The organism is Serratia sp. (in: enterobacteria) (assembly GCF_046715635.1).
Taxonomy (GTDB): domain Bacteria; phylum Pseudomonadota; class Gammaproteobacteria; order Enterobacterales; family Enterobacteriaceae; genus Chania.
The window spans coordinates 17,422-31,769 of the sequence record NZ_JBKJYW010000421.1; the positions used below are offsets into that span (position 1 = coordinate 17,422).

Annotated in this window: 13 protein-coding genes; 1 reads left to right on the top strand and 12 read right to left on the bottom strand. The window is 55.4% G+C overall.

Translation table 11 applies throughout. The features are described from left to right. Positions 1 to 2: 2 nt before the first annotated feature. The 7 genes from ACLQ7H_RS21910 to dsdX all read right to left on the bottom strand — a co-directional run bounded on the left by ACLQ7H_RS21910 (position 3) and on the right by dsdX (position 9,344). The gene (locus ACLQ7H_RS21910) at positions 3 to 1,115 is read right to left on the bottom strand and encodes an ABC transporter permease (protein WP_411754490.1); all 1,113 of its coding nucleotides are present in this window, start codon (positions 1,113 to 1,115) and stop codon (positions 3 to 5) included. A gap of 13 nt (positions 1,116 to 1,128) precedes the next feature. Next, entirely contained in the window at positions 1,129 to 2,409 is a 1,281-nt protein-coding gene (locus ACLQ7H_RS21915) for an ABC transporter permease (protein WP_411754481.1), read from the bottom strand. 2 nt (positions 2,410 to 2,411) lie between these two features. Beyond that, positions 2,412 to 3,782 (bottom strand): Fe-S-containing protein, encoded by a 1,371-nt coding sequence (locus tag ACLQ7H_RS21920; RefSeq protein ID WP_411754482.1) that lies wholly within the window; start codon positions 3,780 to 3,782, stop codon positions 2,412 to 2,414. A 200-nt stretch (positions 3,783 to 3,982) separates the two neighbouring features. Continuing rightward, entirely contained in the window at positions 3,983 to 4,510 is a 528-nt protein-coding gene (locus ACLQ7H_RS21925) for an iron transporter (RefSeq protein ID WP_024485920.1), read from the bottom strand. A gap of 66 nt (positions 4,511 to 4,576) precedes the next feature. Next, on the bottom strand, positions 4,577 to 6,484 hold the full coding sequence (locus ACLQ7H_RS21930) for an FTR1 family protein (protein ID WP_411754491.1): 1,908 nt from the start codon (positions 6,482 to 6,484) through the stop codon (positions 4,577 to 4,579). Positions 6,485 to 6,657: 173 nt separating this feature from the next. Beyond that, on the bottom strand, positions 6,658 to 7,989 hold the full coding sequence (locus ACLQ7H_RS21935; RefSeq protein ID WP_411754483.1) for a D-serine ammonia-lyase: 1,332 nt from the start codon (positions 7,987 to 7,989) through the stop codon (positions 6,658 to 6,660). A gap of 17 nt (positions 7,990 to 8,006) precedes the next feature. Further along, positions 8,007 to 9,344: a D-serine transporter DsdX gene (dsdX, locus tag ACLQ7H_RS21940; RefSeq protein ID WP_411754484.1), complete on the bottom strand. Its 1,338-nt coding sequence runs from the start codon at positions 9,342 to 9,344 to the stop codon at positions 8,007 to 8,009. Between the two features lie 240 nt (positions 9,345 to 9,584). Between dsdX and dsdC the strand changes: the two genes are divergently transcribed. Next, positions 9,585 to 10,532: a DNA-binding transcriptional regulator DsdC gene (gene dsdC / locus ACLQ7H_RS21945; protein WP_411754492.1), complete on the top strand. Its 948-nt coding sequence runs from the start codon at positions 9,585 to 9,587 to the stop codon at positions 10,530 to 10,532. Here the strand turns inward: dsdC and ACLQ7H_RS21950 are convergent. From ACLQ7H_RS21950 to ACLQ7H_RS21970, 5 genes are all read right to left on the bottom strand, one after another. Continuing rightward, the gene (locus ACLQ7H_RS21950) at positions 10,529 to 11,146 is read right to left on the bottom strand and encodes an ABC-type transport auxiliary lipoprotein family protein (protein ID WP_411754485.1); all 618 of its coding nucleotides are present in this window, start codon (positions 11,144 to 11,146) and stop codon (positions 10,529 to 10,531) included. The two genes, dsdC and ACLQ7H_RS21950, sit on opposite strands and share 4 nt — an antisense overlap. Next, positions 11,143 to 12,084 (bottom strand): MlaD family protein, encoded by a 942-nt coding sequence (locus ACLQ7H_RS21955; protein WP_411754486.1) that lies wholly within the window; start codon positions 12,082 to 12,084, stop codon positions 11,143 to 11,145. The genes ACLQ7H_RS21950 and ACLQ7H_RS21955 overlap by 4 nt, the downstream gene beginning before the upstream one ends. Then, positions 12,085 to 12,885 (bottom strand): ABC transporter ATP-binding protein, encoded by an 801-nt coding sequence (locus ACLQ7H_RS21960; protein WP_411754487.1) that lies wholly within the window; start codon positions 12,883 to 12,885, stop codon positions 12,085 to 12,087. Then, entirely contained in the window at positions 12,882 to 14,027 is a 1,146-nt protein-coding gene (locus ACLQ7H_RS21965) for an MlaE family ABC transporter permease (RefSeq protein ID WP_411754488.1), read from the bottom strand. Before ACLQ7H_RS21965 ends, ACLQ7H_RS21960 begins: the two co-directional genes overlap by 4 nt. 215 nt (positions 14,028 to 14,242) lie before the next feature. After that, the coding region (locus tag ACLQ7H_RS21970; protein ID WP_411754493.1) for a DUF496 family protein at positions 14,243 to 14,348 on the bottom strand (106 nt) is incomplete at its 5' end.

Consider the following 14,348-nt stretch of genomic DNA (forward strand, 5'->3'; position numbering starts at 1 on the left):
CGTTACTCTCCTTTTAACACTTTGGCCGGCTCAATATTCACGGCGCGATAAGTTGGCAATGCGGCTGCAATCAGGGCAACCAGCAATGAAAGAATGACCGTCAGTGGAATAACCTGCGCCCGCAGCCCGATAGAGGCAGAGAACACGGTATGCCCCAGAACCTGTGCCAGGATATAGCCCGCAATAATGCCGACCACCACGGCGAACAGCGCGATAATCAAGGTCTCCGCCATAATCTGGCGCACGATATCGCTGCTTTTGGCACCTAACGCTTTTTGTAAGGCAAACTCCCGCGACCGTTCACTGACGATCGCCATCAAGGTGGTATTCACGCACAGCGTTGATAACACCAGGATAACCGCCGAAACCAACCCCATCAGCCCTTTGATCTTGTCCAGCACCTGGCCTTCAGAAGCCGAAACCTTGCGGATCGGGCGAATTTCCAAATCGGGATAGCGTTTTTGCAACTGCTCAGCAAACTGCTCCACCTGCCCCCGTTCGTTGTTCACGCTAAATAAGGCATGGCTGATCAGTTCCGGCTGGTGTAGCCAACTTTGGGCCAGCGGCAGGTTGATAATCAGCACGTTATCCGTTGCGTCACCGGCTTCGACAATGCCTTTGATCTGCAACTTTTTCTTCTGATCCCCTTCCACCAGCACCACCGAGTCCCCCACTTTGAGCTCAAGGCGGTTTGCCAGCTTGTAGCCGATCATCGCATTGCGATCGTCAAAGCTGACGCCAATCCAGTTGCCTGTCACCTGCCAGTAAGGGACGATCTGCTTGAGCGATTCAAACCACACGCCCATCACCACCACTTTTTCCAGTTCGGTACGCGCCATGCCGTATAAGTACGGGCTATTGGCCGTCACCAGCCCCGGCGGTGCGTTGTCGACAATCTGCTGATAACTCTTCTCTGCCATGGAGTTACCCATCCCTGGCCCAACATAAAAGTTGGCGCCGAAGGTGCGTAGCTCCTGGCTCATTTTGGCGTTGATATCAAAATACACCGCAGACATCGCCGTGACGATCGCCGCCCCTACCGCCAACGCAGCAAACACCACCGCCACCCGCTGCATCCGTAAGCGCAATGCGCGGAACACCAGGCGCCAGAACATGCTCTGAGAGGAATTAACGGCCATACAGCACCTCCACCGGGTAGAGATGAGCGATGCGGCGAGCCGGGAACCAGGTCCCTGCCAGCGCAATCAGTACCGACAGCACCAGCACGCAAGGCACCACAATCCAGGCAAAGCTCAACGGCGCACCGAACAGCATCAAACCAATCCCCTTAGCCAATCCCCAACCGGCAATGCAGCCTAACAGGCCGCCAATAATGCCGCTCATCGCCGCCTCCAGATAGAACAGCATCATAATCTGCCACTGTCTGGCCCCCAGCGCTTTCATCAGGCCAATCTCTTTGGTGCGCTCCATAATATTACTGGTCATCAGCGAGGCAATGCCCATGGCGGAGGCCAATAGCGCAGCCAGCGTCACCACCGCCAGCAACAGTTGGATCTTCTCGATCACAATCCCTTCAGAGGCGGCCACCTGCCAGATCGGGCGAACGCCGGAGCCGGATATCGCCTCTTCCAACTGATGAGCGATAGACGAGACGTACGCGGTGCAATACCACAGGTCGTATTCTTCTGCGTCCAGCGACTCCAGATCGGCCCTGGCCTTGCGTGACAGCTCGTTCTCCGGCACCGTCAGCGCGGAGACGCGGATGGCCTGCACCTTGCCTTTCAGCCCCAGCAGGTTCTGAGCCTGCGCCAAGGGCAGCACCAGTTGCTGTTCTTCATCACCACCGCTGGCCAGAATGCCGCTGATCGTCACCTCCAGCGCCGTTGCCGGGCCTTTGACAGTAAGGGTGTCGCCAATCTTCCAACCGCTTTGCTGAGCCAACTGTTGGCCAACCAGCGCCTGATTGGCCGCGCCGCTTTCATCAGGCCACTGACCGGTCACCTGCCAATAAGGGCTGATAATCTTCTGGCCGGTCTGATAGTTCTCTTCATCCGGTACGTTGACCTTCTGCTCAAAGAAGGTCCCTAACACCGGTATTACACGTTGCTGTACGCTGACCTCACCGCTCAGCAACGGGGCAAAGCCGATGATGTTGTTGCGCCAGAAGATGTCTTTAATATTGGGCAGCTCGGCCTCGTCGAGAAAGTCCTGACCGGCCAGCGGGTTGTTTTTCTCACCAAACAGCGAGGGCAAGGTCGCCTGCCCGGCCGGTTCGATCAAGATGTTGGCCCCATAGGATTTCATTTCCCGGGCCATTTTGTCGCCGATATCGATCGACACCGCCAGCAGGGCAGAAACCAGGCCCGCAGCCAGAAAAATGGTGATCACCGCCAGCGATTTCTTGCGGATATTGCGATACCACGACTGTTGCAGCATGCGCCATAACATGGTTATTCCCCTTCCTTGATGAATTTCTCTGGCATGTCGCGGAAGGCTTCATAGTTGGCCGCGTTGGAGAAGAAATAGGTTTTACCAGCGTAGTTGTAGCGATGTTCCGCCTTAGTGTTGGTCAGCTTGCTGCCGTCGACCGGGTCGGTGACTTCCAGCGTAATAATGGTGCTGAAATAGTTAAGGCCGGACTCCAGCGATTTCTTGCTGATGACCAAATCCGTGGCGGTCATATCCCATTCTTCGATCGGTACTGGGTTGCAGCCACCCGGCTTACCGATCGACGGAATAAATATCCGTACGTCGCAGGCCACGCAAATCACCTGATTACCTTCCATTACATAGCCCTGATCGCCGCACAACAGGCAGGCATCAAACACCACGCCCAGGCGCAGTTTGTCTGGATAACGGTTGATCACGAAGAAGCGTACGGCTTTACCGTCGTCAGCCACCCAGACAAAGCGGTGCAGTTTGCCATCCTTGACCTGTTCTATCGGGATATGGACCAGCCCATCGGCATTCAGCGTCACCGGCAAGGCTTCAGATAAGCGAGGGGGTTGGGAGGCAATTTTGTCCCAATAGAGTTGGGAACCGGCGGCAATCAGCGCCAGCAGCAAGGTCATCACCAACACGCGCCGGGAATTTTGATAGAGAGCAATGGCCTTACGGTGTTCGATGGGCCGCGTTTCCGCCTGCGCCCGACGACGTGGTATGACGACTTTCAACAGGTAAACCAAAGCCGTCAGCAGCAGCAATCCGCCGCAGAAATAGTTAATCAGGCCGTTGGCATTGGTGACTTTGGCTACATAACTCAGCAAGGATTTGGTGAGTTCCAGCACCTGAAGCTTCATTAATGCCAGCATCAGCTCGCCGGAGAGCGGTGCCAACAATAGCAACGCCAACAATAGCAGCAGCGGCCAGCGTAGAGTGCGAATCTGACGCACGCAGGCCGCCAACAGCGCCCCGGCAAACGCCACGATAATCATGCCAGCAATCACCGCACTGATATTGAGCAGCAGCTCAGTGTTGATGACGTCGGTGGCGGTGATCGCCCCCAGGTTAGGGGTTTTCCCCCACCGCAGCGCAGCCACCAGCACCAGGATAAACTGCCAGACATACCCCGAACGCGAACCAGAGGTAAACTGGCTGAGCAGGAACAATAGGATCAGAGCGATTTGCAGGCCGGTAAACCACAGCGCCCATTGCTGTGAATCAGGCAGGTGGGCCGCAGTAAAGGTACCGCCAAAAAAGCCGATCAGGCTCAGCAGCACCATCGGGCGCACCAGGGGAGTTTTGCGTGCTGTCCAGCTCAGCCCCAGCAGCAGAGCAACGGGCAGGAAAGATTGCAGTACCGAAACAAGAAAATAACTCATGATGGCTGTACACCCCGCTCACTGACAAGCTCTGCCTGAGCGGCAATTGGGTATTAACCGTTATCCGTTAATGATGAGCTTGTCCAATCATGGCAACCAACGGAGAACGTCGCGTGGCGTTGGCATTTAAACGCCAACGGCCGGGGAAACATTGCTGCTTGCCCGGCCAGTTAATCTCGATATCCCGACGACCGGGTAAATCAGTTCAAACCGACATATTTGAAGTCGAAGCTGACATCGAAAGGTTTCCACCAGCGGCCAACGCCGGTGTCGCTATCGGTATGGCGATGCAAACCGGCTTTGGATGGCGGATCGATATGATAGGTCACCTTGTAGTTGCCCACGCCCATCATCTTGATGTTGGCACCGTAGTGTGGGCCGTCGCTGGCGACCATTGGCATAAAGGTACCTTCCTGCTTCTCACCGGTATCGGTGTTGGTCAGGGTGTAGGCGATGGTCAGGTAAGGCATCCATTCGCCCGCGCCAAAGCCGTTCTTGTTGCCCTCAACCGAGTGGATATCCGCTTCCAGGTGAATGTCGGCTTTAGCCGCTGGCAGCCCCATCCCACGCGGATCCATATCGATCGGTTGCAGATAAACAGCCGCGATCTCCAGCTCGTTCATTTTTACTGGTTCACCAGCAGGGTACTCTTTGAAGGCAAACGCCGCGGGTGCAGTGAAGATCCCGGCGATCAGTGCGCCACTGATTAATTTTTTGTTCATAGCCATGCTGTTATCATCCTCGGTAAATAATCAATCTGATTAAAAAAACATCCCAGAGATACTGCGGGGGTATTACCCCCGACTTGTTGCTACGGTTCCCCGTCTCATGACCCACAGGGCAAATACGGCGGCAATCAGCAGGATCGCCTGCGGTATCAGCGTTTCGACATAAGGGTAAATCCCCAGCCAGGAAATTTCTGGCACGCCCGACAGCAACGTCGGTTCGAATAGCTTGCCTTCGATCAGCTCCAGCACACCTTTGCCAGCAAACACAAAGGCCATCAGGTACATAAAGCTGCCGGTAAACATAAAGAACGGCTTGAGAGGTAACTTGACGACGCTGTAGCGCATGATCAGGTAGGCAATCAGCAAGATCACACAGCCGATCAGGAATCCGCCCAGAATGGACAAGTGCCCTTCCATCGAGCTGGAGTCCCCCATCAGGGCAAAATAGAACAGCACGGTTTCCGCCCCTTCGCGGTATACCGCCAGGAAGCTGGTCAGCCACAGACCAATCATCGAGCCGCTGCTCAATGAGTGAGAAAGCTTACCTTCCAGATAGGCTTTCCACTGTTTGGCTTCCACTTTTGACAGCAGCCAGTAACTCATGGAGAACAGCATCACCACCGCGATCAGCATGGTGAACCCTTCCAGTAGTTCACGGCTGGCACCGGAGTTAGAGAACAGCCACTGGAAGATCACGGCGGTGATCACGCTAGCCAGTAGCGCGACATACACCGACTGACGGATGAGCGGCAATTTGTCGTGATGATTGTTTTTCACCAGATATGCGACGATAGCCGCGACGATCAGCAAGGCTTCCAGCCCCTCGCGCACGATGATTAACAGGCTGTAAATCAGCAGGCTCCAATTGGTCTGGCCGCCAGTACCCAACATCTCTACCGCCGCCGCCAAATCGGTTTGCAGCGCCTGAGACTGCTCCTTCACCGTCTCAAGCGGTTGCCCAGCTTTGATCTGGCTAACCATGCGCGTGAAGTAGCCTTCGATGCGGGTTTTAAAGGCCGAATCGCGCGAGCCGATCTTGTTCTCCATACCGCTGGCTTCAAACAGGTCGAAGTAAGCATCCTGGATCGCCATCATGGCGCCTTTGGCATCGCCGGTGGCGTATTGCGCAATGGCGGCATTAACCGCTTTATCAATATCGTTGGTCACTTTCTGCCAGTCCGCATCCGCCGTGGCGTCATTGGCGTCAGGCATGGCTGCAACAACTTGGTCATCTCGGGTGGTTGGCAACCCAGGCAGCAGGTCTTCAAGATCTTGTAATAAGGCGGTGACACGGTAGCCGACCTCGTTCATCTGGTCCGGTTCGCCGCTCAGTTTGATCAGCTCAGAGAACTGGCGGTTAATGTCACCGGCCTGCTGGGAAGAGCGATTTTGCCGCAGTGAGGTTTCCATTTCGGAGTTTTTGAAGCCGTCATACTGCGCCTGTTGCACTTTTTTGCTGGCTTCAGCGTAGCTATTGCTTTGATACAGGCCAACGGCTTCGGCCAACAGGTCATCGATGGTTTTAAAGCTCTGCTGCCAATAAGGTGCGATTTGTTCGTTGTCGTAGGCGCCGTGCTGCTGCTCCGCCGTGAGTTTGTGCCCATCGCTCAATACCGGTAGCACGCTGTTTAACTCATTTTTCAGCCAGGCTATTTTGGCATCGACCTCCGCCTGCGGCTTGCCATCGCCGATCATCTTGCGGATTTCGCCAAAGGCGGCCTCCATCTGATAGCTTTTTTGTGCGGAAATGTTGATGCGGATCGGGCCTTCGAGGTTTTCGAACACCTCAAAATAGGCCATCTGTACTTCGCTGCGGGCTTCAGCAATCTGTTGTTGCTGGTAGAACTGCGAGGTTTTATCCAGGCGTGACTGAATGTCATCGCTCAGTTGTTGGTAATCTGCGGCTGCCAGGGCGACAGAGCTGAGAAGAAACCATCCGGCGCAGAATAACAGGATCCGTCCAATAATACGCATGGTCATGATAGGCATTCTTATAATGGGATTAATTCTCATTATGAAGGGCGCATCAGGACGATACTCTGATCGAGGTCAAACTATGGCGACGATTTATTGCTCTGGTTTAGGAAAATGTGAGGAGAGACATAGCCAATACGGGCGCAGCTGCGCCCGTTTAACAACATGCAGTGCTAGCGTTTTGCCGCTGCGAGATACTTGGCCATTTCTTCCTCGGGCACCATGCCACCGCCGGTTGCCCAAACCAAATGCGTCGCATTAGCGATCCGTTGGGCATCGATCTGGTGGCTGTCCAGATAATGTGGGTCGGCGCAGACTCTAGCTGGCCCCGCCATACCAGCCAACGCAGAAGGTTCCAACTGAATGCCCTCAACACCGGCGAGCAAGGCAAGCAGGTCGTACATCTCCTGATCGCTCAGGGTGTAGAAACCATCCAGCAGGCGTTCCATAGCGCGCCCGACAAATCCAGAAGCCCGGCCAACGGCCAAACCATCCGCCGCGGTAACGTTATCAATTCCCAGATCCTGCACCGCGATATGGTCGTGCAATCCGGTGTGGATCCCCAGCAGCATGCAAGGTGAATGCGTCGGCTCGGCAAAGAGGCAGTGCACATGGTCACCAAACGCCAGCTTCAGGCCAAACGCCACGCCGCCAGGGCCGCCGCCTACGCCACAGGGCAAATAGACAAATAACGGATGATCCTGATCAACCTGGATGTTCATCTGTGCAAACTGCTTTTTCAGGCGACCACCGGCCACCGCATAGCCGAGGAACAGGGTTTGCGAATTCTCATCATCGATAAAGAAACAGCGTGGATCGGATTCTGCCTGCTTACGCCCTTGAGCTACCGCCACACCGTAATCCTGTTCGTACTCCACGACGTTAACGCCGTGTTCACGCAGTTTGCGCTTTTTCCAGGCACGGGCATCGGCAGACATATGCACGCTGACGCTGAACCCCAGCTTGGCGCTCATGATGCCAATCGACATCCCCAGGTTGCCAGTTGACCCCACGGCGATGCTGTATTGGCTGAAGAACTGGCGGAACTTGTCACTAAACAGGATGCTGTAATCGTCGTCTACTGACAGCATGCCCGCCTCGATGGCCAGCTTTTCCGCATGAGTCAGCACTTCATAGATGCCGCCACGGGCCTTGATGGAGCCAGAAATCGGCAAATGGCTGTCCTTTTTCAACCACATCTTGCCCGCGATGGCCTGCTCATAACGCTGCTCCAGCGCGCTTTGCATCGCCGGGATCGCCACCACTTCAGACTCGATAATACCGTTCGTTTGCTGCGTTTCAGGAAATGCCAGGCACAGGTACGGAGCAAAGCGTTTCAAGCGCGCTTCGGCCTCGGCGACATCGTTTTGCGTCAGCCCTACGTAGGGTAGCCCTTCTGCCAGCGTGACCGTATTAGGGTTGAACCAGGTCACCGTTTCCAACTCTATCAGCCGTTGCACCAAAGGAAATTTCACTACCAGGTTTTCAATGTCTAACGTATTCATAAATAGTCTCTTTTGGTCTAGATGATATAAGAAAGCAGGAATGTGGTTCCCAGCGCAATCAGCGAAGCAATAAAGGTGGCCGAGGTATAATACTTAAACATCTCACTGAGCGTCGCGCCGCAGTATTGTTTCACCAGCCAGAACAGCGAGTCGGTGACGATGGTGCAACCGATAGCACCCGAGCCAATGGCCAACGCGATGATCTCAGGGCTGACGCCGGGATAATGTGGTAATACAGGGGCAACAATGGCCGTCGCTCCCATCATGGCCACTGTAGCCGACCCCACCGCCGCATGCAGGCAGATAGCCACCAGCCAGGCCAGTAAGATCGGATGCATATCCATATTCGACAGGATCACCGCCAGCGTATCTGCCAACCCGCTGGCTTTTAATATGCCGTTGAATGCGCCACCCGCCCCGATAATCAGCAGGATGTTGGCGATGGAAGAGAAGCCGTTTTCGGTTTTGGTCAGTAAGGTGCCCATGCCCATGTTGCGGCGAATACCCAGCACGTAGTAGGCCACGAAGGCGGCAATAAACATGGCGGTGATCGGGTTGCCGATAAACTCCAGGAAGGTATACAACGCGCTGTCTTTGGCCATATAGAGTTCCGCTGCGGTTTTCACCAACATCAGAATGATCGGCAATAGCACGGTAAACAGTGTGGCACCCAACGAAGGCAAGTCCTGCTCGTTACGGACCTGCACGGAGGAGAACTCAGCGGGTACCGGTTTGAACGGCAGGCGTTTGCCAACCAGTTTCAGGAACAACGGCCCACCGATCAGCGAAGCGGCCAGCCCGACCATCAAGCCATAAACAATCACAGACCCCACATCAGCACCCAGCTTGTTGGTGACAAACAGCGCCGCCGGATGTGGAGGAACCACACAGTGCACGGCCATCAGCGCGGTACACAGCGGGATTGCCAGCTTCAGCAAGGAGGTATTGGTTTTTTTGGCAATCGAGAAGGCCAACGGGATCAGCAACACCACGCCCACTTCAACAAACAGCGTAATGCCGCAGACCAACCCCACCAGCACCATGATCACGTCAGCCGACAGCCAACGGCACTTTTGCAAAGTGATGCCGATGCGTTCTGCCGCCCCGGACACTTCCATCATATTGCCCAGAATGGTGCCTAAACCAATCACCGCCGCCAGGAAGCCTAAGGTCCCGCCGATGCCGCCTTCAATGGCATTGACCATTTCCAGCGGGTTCATGCCCATCAGGGCTCCGACATAAAAACTGGCCAGCAACAGCGCCAGGAACGGGTGGATCTTGAATTTTACGATAGTGAGAATAATGATAATGATGCTGCTTAATAACGTAGCGACTACCCAGATCTGCGAGTCCATGTTCAGCGTCCTTCCAGGATAAAGTTCACCCCTATTGGAAACTAACGCCCCTGCGCTGACAAACGATCAAAACGCCTCTTCACATGAGCCAGATTCAATCAATCAGGTGATTTCGGTCAACATTTGGCACTATTTGTGTCTTTGAATCACATTGATTCATCTTTAAGCCCGGGTTTCGATATACTCAATGATGATTGATAACGGGCGCAGCATGCGGCGCCCCCTACTGATTAACAGGTGATGACCGTGTATGACGAAAAGCACCAACTCGCCCGCAACAGGCATCTGAATGGCTATCAATTAGCCAAACTGCATACGTTTGAGATTGCCGCGCGGCAAGGCTCGTTCGTGCTGGCCGCCGAAGAGTTGGCAATCACCCCCAGCGCCGTCAGCCATCGGATCAACAACCTGGAAGCCGAGTTGGGCTTTAAGCTATTCCAGCGTTTTCACCGCCGGATCGAGCTGACGCCCGAGGGCGAACGGCTTTTCTGGGTGCTGAAATCGTCACTCAGCTATCTCAATCAGGAGATACTGGAGATTAAAAGCCAGGAGCTGTCTGGCACTCTGACTATCTACTCCCGCCCGTCGATTGCCCAATGCTGGCTGGTGCCCAAGCTGGCGGACTTTGATCGCCAATATCCGGCCATCAGCCTGAATATTCTCACCGGCAACGAAATGGTGAACTTCCACGGTGCGGGGATCGATCTGGCGATCTATTTTGATGACAAAACGCCGGAGAAACTTGACTGCCAGCATTTGATGGATGAATCGATCGTGCCAGTATGCAGCCCGGAGTACGCCGAGCGCTATGAACTGGTGGGCAACCCCGCCAACCTGCGGCGCTGCACGTTATTGCACGATCGTCAGGCATGGAGTTACGACTCGGATATTGGGGAATGGAATACCTGGGCCAAACACTTTGATCTGGAATTTGCCGAAGGCCAGCGCGGGATGGGGTTTGATCGTTCGGATCTGGCGGTGATCGCGGCCATGAACCACGTGGGAATTGCCATGGGCCGCAAGAAGTTGGTGAGCAAACGCCTGGAAAATAACGAACTTATCGCGCCCTTCCCCGGCATGGAAATGCAATGCGCCCAGCGTTACTACATTTCCACGCTCTCAGATCGGCAATGGCCCAAAATCAATGCCTTTATCCAGTGGTTAAAGGCCATGGCCGACGAGTCTTAATTAGCCGCCTGCTGGCGCGCCCACGCCAGCGTCTGCGCTGCCAGCTTATCGCTGGCCAAGCCAAAGGCCTGCACGACGTTATCCATCGATTTACCGTGGATCGGCTCGCGCACCGCAAAACTACGGCTGGCCATCACTCGGCGATCGGAGGTGCGAACCAGGCGAGCATCAAAGCGGATCACCACTTCGCCCCGATCTCCGTTATAGACCCCTTGGAAGGAGGACAAATCGCCGCCCAGCTCAAGATCTGCCTGTAAATTGTCATCGTCGCTGCTCACCGAGCGGAAATGACCACTGGTGCGAAACTCCTGGATCAGGCGATTACGCAGCAACAATGGGGCCGGATCGCTCCAGCGCGAACCGCTAAAAGAGGTGATCTCCGCGCCCTGAGGCTGCACCGCAATACGCGTACCGTTCAAAAACTGGCTGGCATTGGGCTGCACGATACGCACCGAGCGATCAGACGCCTGGCCCCCGGTCACGGCCACTGGCTGGGCAGGCAGCAAATACACCTGCTGTATCGGGCTTTCCGGCAAAATAGTGCAGGCGGCCAGCGGCATCACGGCAACCAGCACCAACAACCGTAGCATCTGGCGAAGTTTTTGCTTAATCATTTAGGGGTAAACTCCTTGGTACGTTCGCGGCCCCTGAGCAACGCGGACGGGTTCTCTTCCAGACGGCTCATGGCACCGCGTAAGGTCAATAAGGTTCTGCGCAATTCATCCACCGCCGGGCCAAGATCGTTGAATCCCTGGATGCCACTATTGAGTGACTGTTGATTCTCATTGAGCAATTTATTGAGCAGCGCACTGGTCTTCTCAAGCGATGCCATAGTGTTAGCCGCATTGCTGACCAACTGCTTGCCCTGCCCGTCCAGCAACACGTTGGCATTGCGCACCAACCGATTGGTCTGCGCCAGTGTGTCGTTGCTTTGCTTGGTCACCAGCGCCAACTGTTGCAGGATGGTGCGGATATCTTCACGCTGCCCGGCCACGGTCGAGGTAATTTGTTCCAGATTATCCAGCGTATTGACCAGACGCTGCTGATTATCCGGCGTCATGAGCTGATTCAAACGCACCAGCACCTGGTTGACATTGCTCATCACATCTTCGCCATTGGCAAGCAACTGGGTCAGCGGCGATGGCGTCGCGATAATCACCGGGATTGCCCCATCCTCTCCTGTCAGCATCGGGCTGGCTTCGCTGCCACCGCTCAGTTGGATATTGGACGTACCGGTAATGCCCGCTATCGCCAGGCGGGCCTGGGTATCCTCACGGATCGGCGCAGAGGCTGCGACCCGAATGCGCGCCCAGACTTTGGTCGGCACGTTGGGGTCCAATCGCAGCAAAGTCACTTCACCCACGCGGATCCCGCTGTAATTGACCGTGCTGCCCTGTGACAGGCCGCTGACGGCTTCATTGAACACGATATCGTACTGCTTGAACTGGCGATCGGTGCCAGACTTGGTTAGCCACAGGCTGAACAGCAGCACGGCAGTGAAAATAATGAGCGTAAATAAACCAATCAAGACATGATGCGCACGGGTTTCCATTTAGTATTGCCTCTCTGGGATATTCGTTACGGCCTGCTGTGCCGCCCGCCCACGCGGGCCGTGGAAATACTCTTGGATCCAGGCATCGTCAGTGGCGGCCACCACCTCCAGCGTATCCACCACCAGCACCTTCTTCTGCGAAAGGACCGCTACCCGATCACAGATCGTATACAGCGTATCGAGATCGTGGGTGACCAGAAACACCGTTAATCCCAAGGCATCGCGCAGCGTGCGGATCAGGCTGTCAAAGGCGGCGGCACCGATGGGATCCAGCCCGGCCGTTGGCTCATCCAGAAACACAATTTCCGGATCCAACGCCAGCGATCGGGCCAACGCGGCACGCTTGACCATGCCGCCAGACAGCGAGGCCGGATACTTGTTGCCGGCACTGGCAGGCAGCCCGGCCAGCGCCAACTTCACCTGTGCCAGTTGCTCGGCATCACGGCGTGGCAAGCCTGCGTATTCAATCAGCGGCAGCGCCACGTTTTCCGTCACCGTCAGCGAGCTGAACAATGCCCCTCTCTGAAACAGCACGCCAAATCGCCTTTCCAGCACGGAGCGGCGCGTACCCGAGAGCGCCATCAGATCTTCGCCAAAGACGTGGATCTGGCCAGCGGTTGGGCGGCGCAGACCAACGATGCTGCGCAACAGCACGGATTTGCCGGTGCCCGAACCGCCGACCACGCCCAGGATTTCTCCTCGGCGCACGTCCAGATCGAGGTCCACATGCACACATTGGGTACCAAAACAGTTTCGCAATTTACGGATGCGAATAATGGCTTCCGGGGTCGCCTGGCTCACACGCCCATCTCCATAAAGAACAGTGCAGCGACCGCATCCAGCAGGATCACTACAAAGATTGAGTGTACGACGCTGGCGGTGGTATGTGCCCCTACCGATTCAGCGCTACCAGTGACTTTAAACCCTTCCAGACAGCCGATAATGGCAATCAGGAACGCAAACACCGGTGCCTTGCTCATCCCCACCAGGAAGTTCTGAAAACCGCCGCTGCTTTGGGTGATGGTTAAAAACATGGTTGGTGAGATATCCAGCGTCAGGGCACAGACGACCATGCCACCAAAGATGCCGCTAATCATGCCGATAAAGGTGAGCATCGGCAGTGCCAGTAGCAGCGCCAGCACGCGCGGCAGCACCAACAGTTCAACCGGGTTCAGCCCCATCGCCTGAATAGCATCTATTTCCTCATTGGCCTTCATCAGGCCGATCTCTGCGGTAAAGGCGCTGGCGGTGCGGCCCGCCATCAAGATGGCCGTCAGCAGCACCGCAAACTCTCGCAGGAAGGAAAATACCACCAGTTGCACGGTAAAAATGCTGGCACCGAAGGTAGACAGGACGGTTGAACCCAGGAAGGCGATGACTGCCCCTACCAGGAAGGTCAGCAGCATAATGATCGGCACCGCATTCAGGCCGATTTGCTGGAGATTGGCCACCAGCGAGGTGATCCGCCAGCTCTTAGGGCGCAGCAGACTGGCAAACAGGGTTTGCAGCGTCAGGCCGATAAACCCCAGCAGGGCTACCAGGTTGTGCCAGAAATTTTCCATCGACTGGCCGACGTTAGCCAGCAGTTCGATCGCCAGGCCGGGGGGTTTTTCTGCCGGTAGTGGCGTAAACCCTTGCAATGCACGGCCAACGGTTTCCAGCAGCACGCGGCGCTCCACAGGGAGCGTAGGAGCTAACTGTTTGAGATCGGATATCCGTTGGTCACCCAGCAGATTGACCAGCAAGGTAGCACCTGCCGTATCCAGACTGCCCAGTTGGCTAAGATCGAACACCACATTGGCTGGCAGGCGCGCTTGCAGTTGCCCAACGGCGGGTTCCAACAGGCGATAATGTGCCAACACCCAATCCCCAGATGCCAGGATACGGGGAGGGTGAAGCGTCTCGTCCAGGTTGAGAAAGGTGCTGAGTTGCTGTTCTGCCATTGTGACAGCCTCTACTGGCAAAGAAATCCATACCCGTCGTCTTTCAAGCAACAGTTTGAAATCCATACGGCAAAGTCTATTTATAACATTTGCGTAGCTGCTTTAAGCAGATTTGCTATAGCGCTGTAACATATCGTTATTCTTTATGGTCGTTCAGGACGCAAAGCCCTGAAAAGAGACAGGGCCGGGAGATCCCCAGCCCTGTTTGACGCGAATTACTTCACTTCGCCCATCGCTTTCAGCTTTTTGGACAGATCGCGGCGTTCTTTCGACAGATCGGCATTTTTGATGATGTAATCATCAACGCGATCTTCATAGTCA

Bases quoted from the DNA above. Each gene is read 5' to 3' on its own strand.
- ACLQ7H_RS21955 (WP_411754486.1), bottom strand. From the start codon at position 12,084: ATGGAAACCCGTGCGCATCATGTCTTGATTGGTTTATTTACGCTCATT.
- dsdC (WP_411754492.1), top strand. From the start codon at position 9,585: ATGACCGTGTATGACGAAAAGCACCAACTCGCCCGCAACAGGCATCTG.
- ACLQ7H_RS21935 (WP_411754483.1), bottom strand. From the start codon at position 7,989: ATGAATACGTTAGACATTGAAAACCTGGTAGTGAAATTTCCTTTGGTG.
- ACLQ7H_RS21930 (WP_411754491.1), bottom strand. From the start codon at position 6,484: ATGCGTATTATTGGACGGATCCTGTTATTCTGCGCCGGATGGTTTCTT.
- dsdX (WP_411754484.1), bottom strand. From the start codon at position 9,344: ATGGACTCGCAGATCTGGGTAGTCGCTACGTTATTAAGCAGCATCATT.
- ACLQ7H_RS21915 (WP_411754481.1), bottom strand. From the start codon at position 2,409: ATGTTATGGCGCATGCTGCAACAGTCGTGGTATCGCAATATCCGCAAG.
- ACLQ7H_RS21965 (WP_411754488.1), bottom strand. From the start codon at position 14,027: ATGGCAGAACAGCAACTCAGCACCTTTCTCAACCTGGACGAGACGCTT.
- ACLQ7H_RS21950 (WP_411754485.1), bottom strand. From the start codon at position 11,146: ATGATTAAGCAAAAACTTCGCCAGATGCTACGGTTGTTGGTGCTGGTT.
- ACLQ7H_RS21910 (WP_411754490.1), bottom strand. From the start codon at position 1,115: ATGTTCTGGCGCCTGGTGTTCCGCGCATTGCGCTTACGGATGCAGCGG.
- ACLQ7H_RS21920 (WP_411754482.1), bottom strand. From the start codon at position 3,782: ATGAGTTATTTTCTTGTTTCGGTACTGCAATCTTTCCTGCCCGTTGCT.
- ACLQ7H_RS21925 (WP_024485920.1), bottom strand. From the start codon at position 4,510: ATGGCTATGAACAAAAAATTAATCAGTGGCGCACTGATCGCCGGGATC.